The 14,393-nt window shown below is 65.1% G+C and carries 10 protein-coding genes and 1 pseudogene; 9 read left to right on the forward strand and 2 right to left on the reverse strand.

Annotation, left to right across the window (positions count from 1 at the left end; all coding sequences use genetic code 11):
* The first annotated feature begins 522 nt into the window (after nucleotides 1-522).
* Together QGG75_21715 and QGG75_21720 are read left to right on the forward strand one after the other, a co-directional pair.
* Nucleotides 523-1,329 carry an N-acyl homoserine lactonase family protein gene (locus tag QGG75_21715; protein ID MDP6069845.1) on the forward strand — a complete coding sequence of 269 codons (807 nt, stop codon included), beginning with the start codon at nucleotides 523-525 and terminating at the stop codon, nucleotides 1,327-1,329.
* Between the two features lie 24 nt (nucleotides 1,330-1,353).
* Nucleotides 1,354-2,667, forward strand: a complete 1,314-nt coding sequence (locus tag QGG75_21720; GenBank protein MDP6069846.1) for an AmpG family muropeptide MFS transporter — start codon at nucleotides 1,354-1,356, stop codon at nucleotides 2,665-2,667.
* Here QGG75_21720 and QGG75_21725 read toward each other — a convergent pair.
* On the reverse strand, nucleotides 2,664-3,380 hold the full coding sequence (locus QGG75_21725; protein ID MDP6069847.1) for a class I SAM-dependent methyltransferase: 717 nt from the start codon (nucleotides 3,378-3,380) through the stop codon (nucleotides 2,664-2,666). The genes QGG75_21720 and QGG75_21725 overlap by 4 nt on opposite strands.
* A 78-nt stretch (nucleotides 3,381-3,458) precedes the next feature.
* On the opposite strand from QGG75_21725, the gene QGG75_21730 reads away from it, so the two are divergent.
* The 6 genes and pseudogenes from QGG75_21730 (at nucleotide 3,459) to QGG75_21755 (ending at nucleotide 8,468) form a co-directional block, all read left to right on the forward strand.
* On the forward strand, nucleotides 3,459-3,977 hold the full coding sequence (locus QGG75_21730) for an O-acetyl-ADP-ribose deacetylase (GenBank protein ID MDP6069848.1): 519 nt from the start codon (nucleotides 3,459-3,461) through the stop codon (nucleotides 3,975-3,977).
* 45 nt (nucleotides 3,978-4,022) lie between these two features.
* Nucleotides 4,023-4,223 (forward strand): hypothetical protein, encoded by a 201-nt coding sequence (locus QGG75_21735; protein ID MDP6069849.1) that lies wholly within the window; start codon nucleotides 4,023-4,025, stop codon nucleotides 4,221-4,223.
* A gap of 251 nt (nucleotides 4,224-4,474) precedes the next feature.
* The gene (locus QGG75_21740) at nucleotides 4,475-6,019 is read left to right on the forward strand and encodes an anion permease (GenBank protein ID MDP6069850.1); all 1,545 of its coding nucleotides are present in this window, start codon (nucleotides 4,475-4,477) and stop codon (nucleotides 6,017-6,019) included.
* A 470-nt stretch (nucleotides 6,020-6,489) separates the two neighbouring features.
* Nucleotides 6,490-6,813, forward strand: a pseudogene (locus QGG75_21745) (transposase).
* Nucleotides 6,814-6,932: 119 nt separating this feature from the next.
* Nucleotides 6,933-7,367, forward strand: a complete 435-nt coding sequence (locus tag QGG75_21750; GenBank protein ID MDP6069851.1) for a response regulator — start codon at nucleotides 6,933-6,935, stop codon at nucleotides 7,365-7,367.
* Between the two features lie 423 nt (nucleotides 7,368-7,790).
* A complete protein-coding gene (locus QGG75_21755; GenBank protein ID MDP6069852.1) occupies nucleotides 7,791-8,468 on the forward strand; it encodes a nitroreductase family protein in 678 nt (225 codons plus the stop codon).
* Nucleotides 8,469-8,943: 475 nt separating this feature from the next.
* Here the strand turns inward: QGG75_21755 and QGG75_21760 are convergent, their stop codons facing one another.
* Nucleotides 8,944-11,205, reverse strand: coding sequence for an NADP-dependent malic enzyme (locus QGG75_21760; GenBank protein MDP6069853.1), 2,262 nt, complete (start codon nucleotides 11,203-11,205; stop codon nucleotides 8,944-8,946).
* A gap of 240 nt (nucleotides 11,206-11,445) precedes the next feature.
* Here QGG75_21760 and mutS point away from each other — a divergent pair, with 240 nt between their 5' ends.
* Complete coding sequence (gene mutS, locus QGG75_21765) at nucleotides 11,446-14,073, forward strand: DNA mismatch repair protein MutS (protein ID MDP6069854.1); 2,628 nt, start codon at nucleotides 11,446-11,448, stop codon at nucleotides 14,071-14,073.
* Nucleotides 14,074-14,393: the final 320 nt, after the last annotated feature.

Genomic DNA, 14,393 nt, shown 5'->3' on the forward strand with positions numbered 1-14,393 from the left:
GACCCGAAGTCCGTCCCGTTTCGATTCACCCATCGGGTGTGCCATGCCAACCACTCCATCAACTCCTCAACATATTGATTCTTATAGCATAATCTCCATCTCAGGGCATCGATTAACGAGTTCATCTGGGAAATGGGGGATCAAATGCCCTTGGTCTACAACGCCAACACCGCAACAAGCGACGGCCGATATTTTTGTTCTTGGAGCAGAAGGCACCGGCAAAACATCGTTCTTAAACCTTTTGGCTGGCCGCGACCCACATGTTCCGAGGCATTTTCGGACCGATAGAGTTTCGCATCAAAACATTAGCATGGGTGATTTCACGATAATTCGAGGTAGGAACTGGGCCGTTACCAGTGTCAAAGTGCATTGACTTTGGATGTGGCGCTCTCCCAGCTATTTCCCTTGGTAACAACGAAGCACCTAAAACATGAGATTGGACTTGTCGGCGGTTGGCATGTGTGGAACCCGCCAATCCGCGCTAAGCTGCTCCCCCGAGCCAGCCCAGGGAGGAGGCGGAGAATGAGTGACCCGGAAATCTATGAAATCTTTGCCGTCAAGTACGGCTCGATGGTCGAGAACCGCTTTCGCCGCGATAACTTCATCATCGACGACGACCACGCCTCGCCCATGCCCATCGACTACTTCGTCTGGGCCATCCGTAATGAGAACCGCACCATCGTGGTCGACGCTGGGTTTGATTTTGCCGAGGCCAAGATACGCGGGCGCCAGCTCGACCGGTTGCCGCGTGAGGGGTTGGAGATGCTGGGCATCGATGCGGCCACGGTCGAGGACGTCATCATCACGCATATGCACTACGACCATGCCGGCACGCTCGACGACTTTCCCGCCGCCCGCTTTCACGTCCAAGATTCCGAGATGCAGTTCGCCACCGGGCGCCACATGTGCGCGCAGCCCTTCCGCATGGCCTTCTCTTGCGACCATGTGGTGGGCATGGTGCGGCGGCTGTTTGAGGGGCGCGTCGTCTTCCACGACGGCGACGAGCAGATCGCGCCCGGCATCACGGTGCACAAGGTCGGCGGCCACACCATGGGCATGATGTTCGTGCGCGTGCTGACCAAGCGGGGCTGGGTCGTGCTGGCCTCGGATTCGACACATTTTTATGAAAATCTCGAAGCCACCAAGCCCTTCCCCATCGTCTTCAGCGTGGCCGACATGATCGCCGGCTACGACAAAATCAAGAGCCATGCCGAAACGGGTAAACACATCATCCCGGGGCACGATCCTCTGGTACTGGCCCGCTATCCGGCGCTGAACGCGGCCACCGAGGGCATCATCGGGGTGCTCGACGTGGCTCCCAAGGGTTAGGGGCGGCGCAGGGAAGCGGTTTCCGTGCAAGCCTGGCTGGCCGCGGCGTCGGTCTATCGCGATCGGCGCCTGTTGGCGCTCTTGTTCCTGGGCTTCTCCAGCGGCTTGCCGCTGGCGCTCACGTTTTCGACGCTGACCGTTTGGCTGGCCGAATCGGGGGTGCAAAAGGGCACGATCGGGCTTTTCGCCGCGCTGGGCACGCCCTATGCGCTGAAATTCCTCTGGGCGCCGCTGATGGACCGGGCGCCGCTGCCCGGGCTCTCGCGCCTTTTGGGCCGGCGGCGGGGCTGGATGCTGGGTTGCCAGCTGGCACTGATGCTGGGGATCCTGGCGCTGGGGGCGCAAGATCCGGTCGCGGCGCCCGGCCTGACGGCCTTGCTGGCACTGATCGTCGCCTTTTTCTCGGCCAGCCAGGACATCGTCATCGACGCCTACCGGGTCGAGATCCTGGAAGAACGTCAGTACGCCGCCGGCGCCGCGGTATTGGTTTTCGGCTACCGCGTGGCCATGCTGGTCTCGGGCGCCGGCGCGCTTTACCTGGCCGCGGCCAGCGACTGGTTCGCGGCCTACGGAGTGATGGCGGCGCTGATGCTGGTGGGCATGATCACGGTGCTGCTCAATCCCGAACCCGAGGTCAGCGGCGCCGCCGAGATCGAGCGCCGCCAGGCCGAGGCGGCAGCCTTTCGCCACCTGGGCCGGGTTGTCCCCTGGCTCTACGTCAACGTCGCCAGCCCGTTCCTGGAATTCGTCTCGTCGCGGGGCTGGCTGGCCGCGCTGGTGCTGGGTTTCGTGATTTTCTACAAGCTCGGCGATTCGCTGGCCGGGGTGATGACGATGCCCTTCCTGGTCGAGCTCGGGTTCACCAAGGTCGAGATCGCCAACGTCAACAAGCTCTTCGGTTTCGCCGCCACCATCGCCGGGCTGGCCCTGGGCGGCTGGCTGCTGGGCGCTGCCGGCATGATCCGCAGCCTGTGGATTTGCGGCATCCTGCAGCTCGCCTCGAACCTGATGTTCGCCGTGCAGGCCGAAGTGGGCCACTCGGTGGCTTTTCTCGCCCTGACCATCGGCATCGAGAACCTGGCCGGCGGCATGGGCACTGCCGTCTTCGTGGCCTACCTCTCCAGCCTTTGCAACGTGGCCTACACGGCCACCCAGTATGCGCTGCTGTCGTCGCTGTTTGCGCTGCCCAGGACGTTGCTCTCGGCCGGCTCGGGCTTCGTTGCCGAGGCCCTGGCCTGGACCGACTTTTTCATCTTTACCGCCGTCGGCGCCGTGCCCGGGCTTTTGATTCTCTGGTGGCTGACGCGGCCCGGCTCGGCCGTGCGGCCAAATAGTTAACGTTTCCGCGCAATCAGCTTGATGCCGGGCTTGAGGTTCGGCCGTCGCCTGACGATCTCGAAGCCGTGCCGCGCCAGCAACGTGGCCAGGTTGCCAGGGCTGAAATAAACGCAATGCGCCGGCGGACAAAAAGCGTCCCAGGCCAGCACGTCGCGCGGCCGGCGCCAGTGCGAGATGTCGGGGGTGGTGAGATAGAGCACGCCACCCGGGCGCAGCAGGTCCGCCAGCGCCGCCGCGAAGCGGTTGACGTCGGGCGCGTGCTCGATCACTTCCGAGCAGTAGACCAGGTCGAAGGGCCGGCTTGCCGGGTATTCCTCCAGGGTGCCCTGGTGAAAATCTATCCCCCGATAGTGTTCCCGGGCGTAGGCGATGGAGACCGGGTCGGGATCGACGCCAAAGGCTGCGTATCCGGCCTGGCGTGCCGCCTCGGCCACGAAGCCGCCGTTGCAGCCGGCGTCGAGAAAACGCCCCGAGGGCGCCAGACGGCCGAGCCAGCGCAGCTGCCGCCGGGCGCGCCTGAGCTTCTTCTCGACCTTGGCGAAGTAGCCGGCCGCGGCGCCCTGGTAGGCGTCGTCGTAGAGCTCGCCCACGGTCTCGGCATCGGGTGGCGGATGCATGAAAACGAAACCGCAAACGCGGCAGCAGAGCAGCGTGCAGCCGTCCTTTTCGGCGAAGGGCGCGGTATCCTCGGCGCGGCAGATCTGACAAGCCATGAACGGCACGATGGGCAGAACCCGGGGGCCGGTCAATGGCGTTGACGCCTGGGGCTGCGGGGGATCAAGCTGGCAGCCATGCCCGAAGCCATCGAGATCCTGGAAGGCGACATCACGGCGCTCGCCGTCGACGCCATCGTCAACGCCGCCAACAATTCGCTCTTGGGCGGCGGCGGTGTCGACGGCGCCATCCACGCCGCCGCCGGGCCCGAACTCAAGGCAGAGTGCCGAACCCTGGGCGGCTGCGCCACCGGCGAGGCCAAGATCACCGCCGGTTACCGCCTTCGCGCGCGCCACGTCATCCACACCGTGGGGCCGATTTGGAGCGGCGGCCAGGCGGGTGAGCCGGAGCTTTTGCGCGCCTGCTATGCCGCTTCGTTGCAACTGGCCGAAGCACACGGGTTTGGCTCCATCGCCTTTCCCTCGATCAGCACCGGCGCCTACGGCTATCCCTTCGAGCCGGCCAGCCGCATCGCCATCAAAGCCGCGCAGACCCACCTGGATGGCGATGGCGGCGTCCGGCGCATCGTCTTCGCCTGCTTCGGCGGCCCGGCCGAGGCCACCTACCGGGATCTGCTGGCCGAGTTGCGGGCCTGAGCCGGGCAAGCTAAGCTGGGGATTCCTGATTGGGGGAGAATGACCATGCGTATGCTCACACTTGCCGTGGTTGCGGCCTCGCTGGCCCTGGCCGGCGCTGCCCAGGTCGCCCAGGCCGATTGCGTCGGCCACAAGAAGCAGGCCCTCGCTTCCAACGATAGCTCGCTGACCGTCACCACGACCCAGCCCGCCGGCCAGAGCGTCGCCGGTACGGAAAAGCAGACGAAAAAAGAAAACGGCGGCTGAGACGTCGAGCGGCCGAGCCGTCGAGCGGCTGAGCCGCCGACACGAAATCGTGGAGTCCGGGCTCGTGTCCGGTTGGCCGGGCGATTCCAACAAAACTTGAAATGATCCAAAGCTCGCCGCGGCGGGCAACCGGCTGAGCCGTCGGGCGCCTGCCCGGCGGTTTTTTTCGCCCTCGACAACCCCCCCAAGCTGTGGCAAACAGCCTGCGCTACGATTGACCGGCGCCCCCGGGCGTCCCGTTCGGTACCGGCATGGTCAAGACCAAGACTCTCGACAAGGATCTCAAGCGGTTTGGCCGGATTGAGAAGGCCGCCGCCCAGGCCGGCCAGCAGAACCTCAAGTTCGGCGTCTCGGTGCTTTTCCTGCTGCTTATCGGGGCCCTGCTGACCATTCACACCGTCGGCGTCGAGGGCGGTGCGCTGGTGGTCGCGGCCGGCGTCATCGGCGGCTACATGGCGCTCAACATCGGCGCCAACGACGTCGCCAACAACATCGGGCCGGCGGTCGGCTCCGAGGCCCTGACCATGGCCGGCGCCCTGGTCATCGCCGCCGTCTTCGAGGCCAGCGGTGCCATCCTGGCCGGCGGCGACGTCGTCAAGACCATCTCCAAGGGCATCATCGATCCGGCCGGCATCGCCGATGCGGCGACCTTCACCTGGGCCATGATGGGGGCATTGCTGGCGGCCGCGGTGTGGATCAACCTGGCGACCTTTTTCGGCGCCCCGGTCTCGACCACCCATTCCATCGTCGGCGGCGTCATGGGGGCCGGTATCGCCGCCGCCGGCTGGGCCGCGGTGAACTGGACGACCATGGCCAAGATCGCCGCCAGCTGGGTGATCTCACCCGTGTTGGGCGGCATCGTCGCGGCCGCCTTCCTGGCCGCCATCAAGTATTTGATCGTCTTCCAGGACGACAAGATCGCCGCCGCCAAGCGCTGGGTGCCGGTGTTCGTGGCCATCATGGCGGCGACCTTCTCCGCTTATATCGTCATGAAGGGGCTGACGCGGGTCTGGCAGCCGGATACCGAAATCGTGCTGCTGATCGCGCTCTGTGCCCTGGTGGCGGCCTACGTTTTGGTCAAGCCGGTGGTGGCGCGGGCCGCCGAAAATCTCGAGAACAAGCGCAAGTCGGTGGGCCGGCTCTTTACCATTCCGCTCATTTGTTCGGCGGCGCTGCTCTCGTTTGCCCACGGCGCCAACGACGTGGCCAATGCCGTCGGGCCGCTGGCCGCCATCGTCAGCACCGTCTATTCGGGCGAGATCGCCACCAAGGTCGATATCCCCTATTGGGTGCTGGTGGTGGGTGCCTTGGGCATCTCGGCCGGGCTGGTGCTGTTTGGTCCCAAGCTGGTGCGCACGGTGGGCAGCAAGATCACCAAGCTCGACCGCATGCGGGCCTTCACCGTCGCCCTGGCCGCCTCGATCACGGTCATCGTGGCCTCGGCGCTGGGCCTGCCGGTGAGCTCGACCCACATTGCCGTGGGCGCCATCTTCGGCGTCGGCTTCTTCCGCGAGTGGCTGGTCAACTGGCGTCAGCCCAGAATCAGCCCGGCCCTGCCGCCGGGCGCTGCCGAGGCCGCCCTGGAGAACTGGGAGCCGGACGCCGAGCTGGCCCAGGCCGACGCCGAGGCGCTGGGCAAGAAGCTCAAGAAAAAGCAAAAGAAGGCCCGCAAGCGCCGCCTGGTGCGGCGCGAGCACGTCACCACCATCGTCGCCGCCTGGCTGGTCACGGTGCCGCTGGCGGCGGCCATCTCGTCGGTTTTCTATTTCACCATCCGCGGCATGCTGCTGCCGTGATCGGATGCCATTGGCGGGGATCCGCGACGGTCAGGCTTCTAACCTGGAGGTCGCAGGTTCGAATCCCCCCCCCTCCCGCGCAACCACTTAACCTCTTGAAATCATTATTGATTTTGAGGTTTTTTGGATTCGAAATACACGGGCAGTTCTTGTTCTGGAAGCATACTGGAAGCACGTATGAGCGAATTTCTGCGTACACTCGGGGGTCGCCAGGAATCTCGCCAATAGATAAAGAGAATTGCGTTGATCCGAAGGCGGGATGCTAATTCTCATGGCGTTCGGCGTTCAATCTTGGTCACTCAACGAGCCGGAACGAGCCAGTTCATACCTTGACCCGTGTCGTTCGCACGTCAATGTTGGAATTTGTTTATCATCGTCCGGTTTGCCCCCGACTCCGGGCGCGCCAGGAGGGCGCGCGGTTGGTCTGGAGTTGACCCAGAAGAGACATCAACCCCTATCGCCCGCTGCTCCTGTTCAACAAGTTTGGTGATCTGAAGCGGTGTTCCTTGCGTCGCTATTTCCGAGGTGATGCCGCCTTCGCCGCACCGGACATTTATGAGTTTCTGGAGGACGAGGGTTTCCTGTACGTCATCCGCCTCAAGGCGAACAAGGTTCTCCAGGAGTGCATCGCCCATCTGCTGACGTGCCCCGTTGGCCGTCCTCCAAACCATGTCCGCCTTTTCCATGCCAGCTTCAGCTATCAGGCTGGATCGTGGAACAAGAAAAGCCGCGTCATCGCCATGGTTGAATGGCATCCTGGCGAGCTGTACCATCGTGTCGGCCTTATTGTCACCAAAAGGCCAACCGCCGGCAAAACGGGACACAAAACCATCGATCTGGAAGCCTTGATCGAAGACGATCAAATCCAGACAGCGCGGTTGCCGAAGGGGGCAAAAACTATGACACTCCCGTCTTGACCAACGAATACACACCGGTGAACAGCGACGCTTGGATGACGGATATTCAGGCTTTGATCGTCGATGACCAGCGCACCATGCGCAAAATCGTCCGGGGACTTCTGAACAAATCTGGAATCAGCAACGTCATTGAGGCCGAGGATGGCGAAGTGGCGATGCAGCTTCTTGAAGCGCCGCAAGCCAACCTACCCGATGTCGTGATTTGTGATCTGCACATGGAAAAAGTAGATGGCATGGAATTCTGCAACCGGATCAGACGCCACAAACGACCCGAAATATCGGGCATACCGGTGCTCATCCTGACCGGCGACTCCGATTCCATGCTGCGCGAGGTCAGTCTCCAGGTAGGTGCCGTCAAGGTGCTGTCCAAACCGATTTCGGCCCCCGATCTGGCTCGCGAAATCCACCAAGCCATTGGCTTCTCAGGCTAACGCCGTACAAGCACTTCACCGACGCGGGGTCTTCGCCCATCAACCAGTCCTTTCTTCCCGGATTGTTTGGCGCACACACCAGAACACTGTGCGCCACTACACTCTCGGCTACGCAAGGTATGGGAGTGTGGATCGTCCATTTCCAGCAAAGCGGGGCCGAGATTCTTACCTTGCCGCGTTGGCTTTCGTGTCTCTTTTTGGCTATGAACGACGGATCGGAGCGGCGTCCGCCACGCCCGCTTTGCCCCTGCAAGCTGACCTCCCCGCCGGCATTTCCGCTTTCACCGCCTTTTGGTTCGTTGCCGGAGGAAATCCGGCGCTGCCGGGGGCCGGGCGAGCCCGCAAGTGATAGTTGTGTATTTGTAAAGTTTGCCGCAGGCGGCTATACAACCCCACCTGATTATTCCAAGTAGGCGAGGCGCAATGACCGCGGAGCAACCGGTATGGCAGCCCCTGCAGGGCTACGAGGAATTTCCAGCCGACGAAATGAAACGCCGCTCGGCCGAGTTCCTGGCCTTGATGAAGCGCCGCCGCAGCGTGCGGCAGTATGCCGAAAGGCCGGTGCCCAAAGAGGTTATCGCGGATGCTCTGGCAACGGCGATCAGCGCACCGTCGGGCGCCAATCTGCAGCCCTGGCATTTTGTCGTCATCACGAATCCGGACAAGAAACGTGAGATCCGCCTGGCGGCGGAAGAAGAGGAGCGGGAGTTCTATGGCGGCCGGGCGCCGGAGGAATGGCTCGACGCCCTGTCGCCGCTTGGCACCGACGAACACAAACCTTTCCTCGAGCACGCCACCCTGATCGCCATTTTTGCCCAACGTCACGGCGTCCTTTCGGATGGCCGCAAGGTCAAACACTATTACGTCCCGGAATCGGTAGGTATCGCATCTGGATTCCTGATTGCCGCCCTACATACCGCCGGCTTGGCCACCCTGACCCACACGCCGAGCCCGATGGCATTCCTGAATGAAATCTGCGGCCGCCCCGACAATGAGAAGCCCTACATCCTTTTGGTCTGCGGCTACCCGGCAGAAGATTGCCAGGTACCGGAACACGGCGGCAAGCGCCATCCCTTCGACCAGGCCGTGAGCTGGCTCTGAAACCTTTGGCCTGGCGGAAGTTTGGCAAAGCGCACCGAAATCGCGTCGAAAACCCGCAGGAGCGGGTGGCCGGGCGATGCCAACAAAACTTGAAATGCTCTAGCGAAAGCGCGGTGCGGAAGCTGTTGAACCCGGACCGTCGCCCTCACATCGGGCAGGTGGAAAAAGCCCTCAAGGTTCTGGGGCGGACTCTGGTAGTGGAGGACAAAGCCGCCTGATCGGAGGCCATTGCATGGCCTCCGATCAGGTTCTTGTCGCTCACGGCGGCGGACCTTCGGTCCCCAGCCTGCGCGGGCGCGCCGCAGTGGCGGCGGGTCGCGTTGCTCCCGTTGCACCAAGACCAAGCAGCAACAAACACATTTGGCGGCAGCGCTAAGCCGCCCCCGGGATGGGGGCGGAGGCCAGGGGCGCGGATGCGCCCGCCCGGCGAGGGTCAAAGAAAACCTGAACCGGATCTCGTTTACCGAGATCCGGTTCAGGCAATCGTCTCGTGGGCCGCCAGCGCCCCCATGTTGACCAGATCGGTCACCGTGGCGCCCATCTGGACGATTTGGGCCGACTTGTCGAGGCCCATCATCAGCGGCCCCAGCAGGGTGCCGCCGCCCAGCTCCTGCAGTAGTTTCGAGGCGATGTTGGCGGCGTGCAGCCCGGGCATCACCAGCACGTTGGCCGGGCCCGTCAGGCGGCAGAAGGGATAGTGGGCCAGGCGCTCCACATTCAGCGCCACGTCGGCCGACATTTCGCCGTCATACTCGAAGTCGACATCGCGACCGTCGAGGATCTCCACAGCGCCCCGCACCCGGTCGCCGCGTTCATGCTGCGGATTGCCGAAGTTGGAGAACGACAGCAGCGCCACCCGGGGCTCATGCCCGAAGCGCCGCGCCGCCTCGGCGCTCTGCACGGCGATGCCGGCGATCTCCTCGGCCGAGGGCAACTCGTGCACCGTGGCGTCGGAGATGAAGACGGTGCGGCCGTGGGCTACCAGCACGGCCAAACCGAAAGGCCGATAGCCGGGCTTGGGGTCGAGCACGCGGCGGATATCCTCGTAGACCTCGGTGTAGGAGCGCGTCAGCCCGGCGATCATGGCGTGGGCGTCGTTCTGGGCCACCATGCAGGCCGCGAAAACGGTGCGGAAGACGCTGACCATGCGCCGGCAGTCGCGCTGCAGGACGCCGCGGCGCTGCAGCCGGCGGTAGAGAAAATCGGTGTAGACTTCGCCCCGACTGCTGTCGGCCGGGTCGACGATCTCGATGCCCGCCGGCTGGCCCAGGCCCAGCCGATCCATGGCGGCGTGAATGATTTCCGAGCGGCCGACCAGGATGGGCTGGCCATAGCCGGCCTGGCCGAAGGCCACGGCGGCCCGGATGACTCGTTCCTCCTCGCCCTCGGCGAAGACCACGCGGCGGGGCTCGGCGCGAACCCGGTCGAAGATGATCTGCAAGGGTCCGGCGATGGGATCGAGGCGGGCACGCAACTGGTTGCGGTAGCCCTCCATGTCGAAGATGGGGCGGCGCGCTACGCCTGAATCCATGGCCGCCTGGGCCACCGCCGGCGGAATGTCGGAGATCAGCCGGGGATCGAAGGGTGCCGGGATGATGTAGTCGGGGCCGTAGTGCTGGCGCTCGCCGGGATAGGCCGCCGCCACTTCGTCGGGCACGTCCTCGCGGGCCAGGGCCGCCAGGGCCTCGGCGGCGGCGATCTTCATGTCGTCGTTGATGGTGGTGGCGCGGACGTCGAGGGCGCCGCGGAAGATGTAGGGAAAGCCCAGCACGTTGTTGACCTGGTTGGGGTAGTCGGACCGGCCGGTGGCCATGATGGCGTCGTCACGCACCGCCGCCACCTCTTCCGGCGTGATCTCGGGATCGGGATTGGCCATGGCGAAGATGATCGGCTTGGCCGCCATGTCAGTCACCATTTCCGGCGTCAGCGCGCCCTTCATGGAGAGCCCGAAGAAGACGTCGGCACCCTTCATGACCTCGGCCAGCGTACGCGCCTCGGTGGTCGCGGCGTGGGCCGATTTCCACTGGTTCATGCCGTCTTCGCGGCCCTGGTAGATGACGCCGCGGGAATCGCAAACCACCACGCTGTCGTGCGGCAGGCCCAGCGCCTTGACCAGCTCGATGCAGGCGATGCCGGCGGCGCCGGCGCCGTTGACCACCATGCGGATCGAGCCCAGGTCGCGGCCCGTCAGCTCAAGGGCGTTGATCAGGCCGGCCATGGCGATGATGGCGGTGCCGTGCTGGTCGTCGTGGAAAACCGGGATCGACATGGCCTCGCGCAGGCGCTGCTCGATGATGAAGCACTCGGGCGCCTTGATGTCTTCCAGGTTGATGCCGCCGAAGCTGGCGCCCAAAAAACGCACGCAGTTGACGATCTCGTCGACGTCCGAGCTGTCGATCTCGAGATCGATGGCGTCGACGTCGGCGAAGCGCTTAAAGAGCACCGCCTTGCCTTCCATCACCGGCTTCGAGGCCACGGCGCCAAGATCGCCCAGCCCCAGGACGGCGCTGCCGTTGGAGATCACCGCCACCAGATTGCCCTTGGCCGTGAAATCGTAGGCCCGGTCGGGATCCTCGGCAATGGCCAGGCAGGGCACGGCGACACCGGGCGAATAGGCCAGCGACAAGTCGCGTTGGGTGGTCAGCGGCTTGGTCGGATTGATCTCGATCTTGCCGGGTTTGCCCTGGGCGTGAAAGAGCAGGGCTTCCTGATCGGAAACGTGGCTGGATTCGTCCATCTTTTTGTTCTTTTCGACTGGCGCGGCGCCGCCCCCTTCGGCGTGGCGCGCAAATAACCCTATGAGCCGTCAGACTAAAGCATTTTCCCTTGGCCTGTACACGGCAACGCTACATCTGATCCGTCCCTGTGCTACCGTCGCGCCATGTCGCAGGCAGAAGCAGGGCGGGAGGGGGCGGCTGAGCCGGTGGCGGCGAAAAAGGGCCGCGACGGCGGCCGCGGCAAGACCGGCGTGACGCCGATGATGGCGCAGTACCTGGCGCTCAAGGCCGAGCACCCGGACAGTCTGCTGTTCTACCGCATGGGCGATTTCTACGAACTCTTCTTCGACGATGCGGCCCAGGCCAGCCAGGCGCTGGGCATCGTGCTGACCAAACGCGGCAAACACCTGGGCCACGACATCCCCATGTGCGGCGTGCCGGTGCACGCCTACCAGAACTACCTGCGGAAACTCATCCGGGCGGGCTTTCGCGTCGCCGTCTGCGAGCAGGTCGAGGACCCGGCCGAGGCCAAGAAGCGCGGGCCCAAGGCGGTGGTCGAGCGCCGCACCGTGCGCGTCATCACCGCCGGCACCATCATCGAGGACGATCTGCTGGATGCCCGCCAGCACAACTATCTCGCCGCCATCGCCCGGGCCGGCAGCGAGTTAGCGCTGGCTTGGCTCGATATCTCGACCGGCGAGGTCTGGTTCATGGCCCTGGCCGCGGAGACGCTCTCGGCCGAGCTCGAACGCCTGGACCCGGGCGAGATCCTGCTGCCCGAGGCGCTTGGCCAGGCGCCCGAATTTTTCGACCTCTGGGCCGAGCGGGCGGCTCAACTCAACGTGCTGCCGGGCTCCCGCTTCGACAGCCAGGGCGGCGAGCGCCGCCTCAAGGCGCTCTATGGCGTGGCCGAGCTCGACGGTTTCGGCACGCTTTCCCGGGCCGACCTGGCGGCGCTCGGCGCCCTGGTCGACTACATCGACGACACCCAGCGCGGGCGCCTGCCCAACCTCAAACGGCCGGCCCGCATCGAAGCCCGGGCGGTGATGGCCATCGACGCCGCCACGCGGCGAAATCTCGAACTCGTGCGCACCCTTTCGGGCCGGCGTGAGGGCAGCCTGCTGGCGGTCGTCGACCGCACCCTGACGGGCGCCGGGGCGCGGCTTTTGGCGGCCCGCCTGGCGGCGCCGCTGACCGATCCCGAGGCCATAGACCGGCGCCTCGACATGGTCCAGACCATCGTCGACGACGAACGCCTGCGCGAGGATGTGCGCGGCATCTTGCGCCGCTGCCCCGACATCGGCCGGGCGCTGAATCGGCTTACGCTGGGCCAGGGCGGGCCCCGCGACCTGGCGGCCATCGCCCAGGGTCTGGCCGCCACCGCGGCGCTCGGCCAAGCCCTCGAGGGCGCCCGCCTGGGCAGCCTGCCCCGGGGCCTGGCGGACTGCAGGCGCGATCTCGGCCAGCACCAGGTGCTGGTCGATCTGCTGGAGCGCGCCTTGAAGCCGGAGCTGCCGGCCCAGGCCCGGGACGGCGGATTCGTGGCCCCGGGCTACAACGAAGCGCTCGACGAACTGGTGGGCTTACGCGACGAAAGCCGGCGCCACGTCGCCAACCTGCAGGCCCGCTATGCCCAGGAAACCGGCGTCGACGGCCTCAAGATCCGCCACAACAACGTGCTCGGCTATTTCGTCGAAGTGACGGCGCGCAACGCCGACCGCCTGATGGCGGACGAGGGAGGAACCTTCATCCACCGCCAGACCATGGCCAACGCCGTGCGTTTCAGCACCACCGAGCTCGGTGATCTCGAAAGCCGCATCAACAGCGCCGCCGAGCGGGCTCTGGCGCTGGAGCTCGAGATCTTCGAGGCGCTGCTAAGGGAAGTCTCGGCACGCTCCGCCGAGGTGGCCTTGGCGGCCGACGCCCTGGCGCGCATCGACGTGGCGGCCGGCCTGGGCGAGCTCGCCGTCGAGCGCCGCTACTGCCGGCCCCAGGTCGACCTTGGCTCCGGCTTCGCCATCGAGGGCGGCTTCCATGCCGTGGTGGCGGCGGCGCTGGAGCACCAGGACGCGGCCTTCGTGGCCAACGACTGCGACCTCGCCGAGGCCCAGCGCCTGTGGCTGCTGACCGGCCCCAACATGGCCGGCAAGAGCACTTTCTTGCGCCAGAACGCGCTCATCGCCGTGCTCGCCCAGATGGGCTCCTTCGTGCCCGCCCGGGCCGTGCGCATGGGCGTCGTCGACCGCCTCTTCAGCCGCGTCGGCGCCGCCGACGACCTGGCTCGGGGGCGCTCCACCTTCATGGTCGAGATGGTCGAGACGGCGGCCATCCTCAACCAGGCCGGCGAACGCTCGCTGGTCATCCTCGACGAGATCGGCCGCGGCACGGCCACCTTCGACGGCCTCTCCATCGCCTGGGCGGTGATCGAGCACCTGCACGAGGTCAACCGCTGCCGGGCCCTTTTCGCCACCCACTACCACGAACTGACGGCACTGGCGGGGCGCCTGGCTGGGCTTTCCAACCACACCATGCGGGTCAAGGAATGGCGGGGCGAGGTGGTCTTTTTGCACGAGGTGGCGGCCGGCGTCACGGATCGCAGCTACGGCATCCAGGTGGCCAAGTTGGCGGGCCTGCCCGGTGATGTCGTGACCAGGGCTTCGCATATCCTCGAGACCCTGGAACAGGGCGATGAGGCCGGTGCCGTCAGCCGCCTGGCCGAGGATTTGCCGCTTTTCTCGGCGCTGCTGGAACAGCCGGCCGCGGCGCAGATCCCGGCCGAGCCTTCGGCCATCGAGGCGGCCCTGGCCGAGGTCCACCCCGACGAGCTCAGCCCGCGCGAGGCGCTGGAGCTGATCTACAAGCTGAGGAGCCTGCTGGCCGGGGATTGAGAAAGGCGCTCGCCGCTGGGAGGACCAAAAGTGCAAAAGTGGTGACAGGGACCACTTTTATCAGCCGGATCCTATCGCTAACTCATTGATTTTTAGAAATAAATAGCGAAATAAGTGGGGACAGGGACCACTTTTTGCGCCTTCGCACAACTAGCCAGACCTCTCCGAGAGTGGTGCGCAGACGACCGGGTCAAGTGGCCCAACGAGCGTAGCGAGTGGCTACTTGAGGCGGCGGCGGTTCCCCACGCTAACAAGCGACCGGAAGCCCTGCTTCCGGTCTGCCAAGCAGCAAGCGCCCTTCCTCGGCGATCCCGCGGCGC

Source organism: Alphaproteobacteria bacterium (genome assembly GCA_030740435.1).
Classification (GTDB): Bacteria; Pseudomonadota; Alphaproteobacteria; order UBA2966; family UBA2966.